A 4,090-nucleotide genomic window follows, 5' to 3' on the forward strand; every position below is an offset into this window, starting at 1 on the left:
CAGGCGCCCCCTACCCCGCCCCGCACGCTGGCCGCGCCCGCGGGCATAATGGTGTGTGGCCGCGCCGCCGGGGTGGCGCGGAGCACGACCACCGACCGAAGGAGCCGAACACCGATGTTCATCCCCCGCTACTATGAGGACCCAGCCACGCTGCATGTGGGCTGCGAGGCGAACCGCGCGTACTATGTGCCGGCCTCGCACCCGATGGACACGGTCGGCGAGCGCCGCGCCGCCTCCGACCGCCTCACGCTGCTCAACGGCGACTGGGACTTCCGCCACTACCCCTCGATCCATGACCTGGACGCGGAGGTGGAGCGCGCGCATGCCCGCCACGAGCCCGCGTTCTTCGACCAAGGCTTCAACCCGGATCCGTCGGCCGGCTTCGCCCCCACGCCGGTGCCGGGCACCTGGCAGTTCGCCGGCGTCGACGGCCAGCAGTACACGAACATCGACTATCCCTTCCCGCTGGACCCGCCGTATGTGCCGCAGGACAACCCCTGCGGCGTGTACCTGACGGACTTCGAGTGGACGCCGGACCCCGAGGCGCCGCGCACCTACCTGAACTTCGAGGGCGTGGATTCCTGCTGCTATGTGTGGGTGAACGGCGCGTTCGCCGGCTATTCGCAGGTCTCGCACGCCACCAGCGAGTTCGACGTGACCGACCTGGTGGAGGAGGGCACGAACACGCTGGCCGTGCTCGTGCTCAAGTGGTGCGACGGCAGCTACCTGGAGGACCAAGACAAGTTCCGCTTCACTGGCATCTTCCGCGACGTCTACCTGCTGGCCCGCCCGGAGCAGGCCATCCGCGACTTCGCCGTGGCCACCCCGATCACCTGGAGCCAGGGCGCGGCGGCGGCCTCCGAAGCGGCCGACCGCCCGGTCCTCGCCCCGGCCACCTCCGACTCCCCCGACGCCATCCCCGCCGCCGAGTCGGCCGCCGTGGAGGTCGCGCTTGCCTTCCTCGGCGGCCAACCGGTGCCGGTGGAGGCCACGCTCGTCGACCGCGACGGCGTCACGGTCGCCACGGTATCGTTCCTCCCGTCCGCCGGCGGAACGGCCGCGGCGGACGGGGCCGACGCAGCCCCCGGTCCCGTCGGCCCCGCTCCCCTCCGCATGCCCGGCGCCGCCGGCGGAACGGCCGCACTCACGCTGGCGGTCCCCCACCCGCATCTGTGGAGCGCCGAGGACCCCTACCTGTACACGCTGGTGCTCGGCACCGGCCACGAGGCCATCACGCAGCTCGTCGGCATCCGCGAGGTACGCAAGGCGCTCGATGCGGACGGCCGTCACGAGGTGGTGGAGGTGAACCGTCGGCGCATCACGCTGCACGGAGTGAACCGCCACGACTCCGACCCGGTCACCGGTCCGGTCATCTCGCAGGAGCAGCTCATGGCGGACCTCACGCTGATGAAGCAGCACAATGTGAACGCGCTGCGCACCAGCCACTACCCGAACGCGCCGCACTACTACGACCTGTACGATCTGGTGGGCCTGTACGTGTGCGCGGAGGCGGACATCGAAAGCCACGGCACGGACTCGCGCCTCCTGCCACCGGGCGAGGAGGCGCGGTTGATGGCGCATTGGGGCGAGCTGCTCAGCGACAACCCCGACTGGATCGAGGCGCATGTGGACCGCGTGCGGCGCAGCGTGGAGCGCGACAAGAACCACGCGGCCATCGTCATCTGGTCGATGGGCAACGAGTGCGCGTACGGCTGCTGCTTCGAGGAGGCGCTGCGCTGGACGAAGGCCGCCGACCCCACCCGTCTGACGCACTACGAGTCGGCCCGGTACGTGCCGCAGACGCGGCTGACGGCCGTCGACGGCCCCGACGCAACGCCGGCCGCCGGGTCCGGTCCCGAGGCCGGCAGCCGGTCCAATCCGTCCGGGATGGCCGGCGACGACGGCCGCGCCCGCGCCACCTACGACTTCTCCGCGCTCGACCTCCATTCGCGCATGTACCCGCCGGTCGAGCAGATCGACGACTACTTCTCCGCGGAGGGCCCGCGCGGCGACCATTCGAACGGCGAGGACGGCGTGACCGCCGACGGCACGATCCGCCCGTACGTGATGTGCGAGTACAGCCACGCCATGGGCAACGGCCCGGGCGATCTGGAGGCGTACGCCGGGCGCATCGCCCGGTACCCCGGCCTGGTGGGCGGGTTCGTCTGGGAGTGGTGCGACCACGCGATCGACCGCGGCACCACGCCGGACGGCCGCCGCGAGTACGCCTACGGCGGCGACTCGGGCGAGTATCCGAACGACGGCAACTTCTGCATGGACGGCCTGGTATACCCGGACCGCACGCCGCACACCGGCCTCGACGAGTTCCGCAATGTGTTCCGCCCGGCCCGCGTGGTGGGCGGGCTGACGCGCGTCGGGGCGGCAGGCTCGGCCGGGGCGGCGGCCGGGGCCGAGCCGCCGGCCTGGGCGGTGATGCTGCGCAACGAGCTGGACGTGCTGCCGCTGGGCAGCGCCGTCACGCTGATGTGGGAACTGTATGTGGACGGCGAGATGGATTCCTATTACCTCTTCGACGCCGCCGACCAGCCGCAGCTCGACGCGATCCCCGCGCACGGCGAGGCGCTGGTCACGCTGCCCGGCCTCGACATTCCGGAGGGGATGGAGGGCCGCATCGCAGTGGTGGTCCGCTACCTGACGCCCGAGGCCGTGGTCGCCCGCACCGGTCTGGTGCTGCCCGGAGAGAAGACCGTGCCGGCCGTCGAGCTCATGCCGGAGCTGTTCGAGCTCGGCTTCGACGAGGTGCCGGTGCCGGCCGCCGACCGCCGCAACCGCGTGGCGCTGGCCGAGCGCGGCCTGGCCGCCGACCGCGCCGAGGCATGGGTGGACGAGGTGTTCTCCGAGGAGACAATCGCCGCCGCCGAGGAGGCCGCCGGCCGGCCGACGCCGACCGCCGTTATGTGCGGCCCGGAGCTGGCCGTCGAGGGTGCGGACTTCCGCTATGTGATCGACACCCGCACCGGCCTGTTCTCCTCGATGACGTTCCGCAACCGCAGCCTGCTCGACCGCCCGATGGCGTTGGAGGCGTGGCGCGCGCCCACGGACAACGACCAGTATGTGAAGCAGGAGTGGCGCCGGGCCCGCTATGACCGCGCCTATGCCCGCGCGTATGCGGTGGCGGTGGAAGAGCCGGTGGGCGCCGAGGCCGAGGATGGATCCGCGCCGCTGGTCATCCACGCCGACCTTGCGCTGGTGGCGCCGGTGGTGCAGCCGGCCGCACGCATCGCGGCCACCTGGACCATCCACGCTTCGGGCGCGGTGGAGCTGGCTGCTGAGGTGACGCGCGACCCGGCCTTCCCGTTCCTGCCGCGCTTCGGCCTCATGCTGGCGGTGCCCAAGGCGATGAGCGAGGTCACCTACTGCGGCCTGGGGCCGAACGAAAGCTACGTGGACAAGCGCCGTGCCAGCTGGCATGGCGTGTTCGAAGCCACGCCGGCCACACTGTTCGAGCCGTATCTCAAGCCGCAGGAGAACGGCAACCACCATGACTGCGACTGGGCGAGCCTGCTCGACCCGCGTTCCGGCGCCGAGCTGACGATCCTCGCCGGCGAGGGGTCGCCGGCGGGCGGCCCGGCCACCTTCGACTTCCAGGCGCTGCCGTATACAGCCGCCGAAATGACCGCGAAGGGGCATCTCCACGAGCTGCGGGAGGCGGAGTCGACGATGGTGTTCGTCGGGCGTCAGTCCGGCATCGGGTCGAACAGCTGCGGGCCCGCCCTGGCCGAGGAATACCGCCTCGATGAGACCAGGTTCCGCCTCGACCTCATGTTCCGCCCGCGGGTGCGTTGAGGCGACTATTCTGGTTCGGCTGTAGCTGTTTCTGGTTCGTACGTCGGGGGCTCCTCGACGTGTGAACCGGTGTGCCTGGATATGCGAGGGCCCCGGGGGTTGTCCTCCGGGACCTTGCCGTGTCGGGTCGTGGTGTGCGCGGATATGCCTGGATATGAAGGAACCCCGGGGAGCTGTGCTCGACCCGGGGTCCTTGTATGTGTGGTGCGGCGACGTGCTACTCTCCCACACCCTGTCGGGTGCAGTACCATCGCCGTGCCAGGCCTTAGCTTCCGGGTTCGGA

Annotated in this window: 1 protein-coding gene; it reads left to right on the plus strand. The window is 71.0% G+C overall.

All coding sequences use genetic code 11. The features are described 5' to 3' along the window. Positions 1-114 precede the first annotated feature (114 nt). Entirely contained in the window at positions 115-3,807 is a 3,693-nt protein-coding gene (locus H7U32_RS09170; RefSeq protein WP_204469769.1) for a glycoside hydrolase family 2 TIM barrel-domain containing protein, read from the plus strand. The last annotated feature ends 283 nt before the right edge of the window (positions 3,808-4,090 follow it).

This window comes from Bifidobacterium pullorum subsp. saeculare, from assembly GCF_016899725.1.
Lineage (GTDB): Bacteria > Actinomycetota > Actinomycetes > Actinomycetales > Bifidobacteriaceae > Bifidobacterium > Bifidobacterium pullorum_C.

Excerpts from the sequence above, each read along its gene's own strand:
- H7U32_RS09170 (WP_204469769.1), top strand. The coding sequence starts at position 115 with ATGTTCATCCCCCGCTACTATGAGGACCCAGCCACGCTGCATGTGGGC.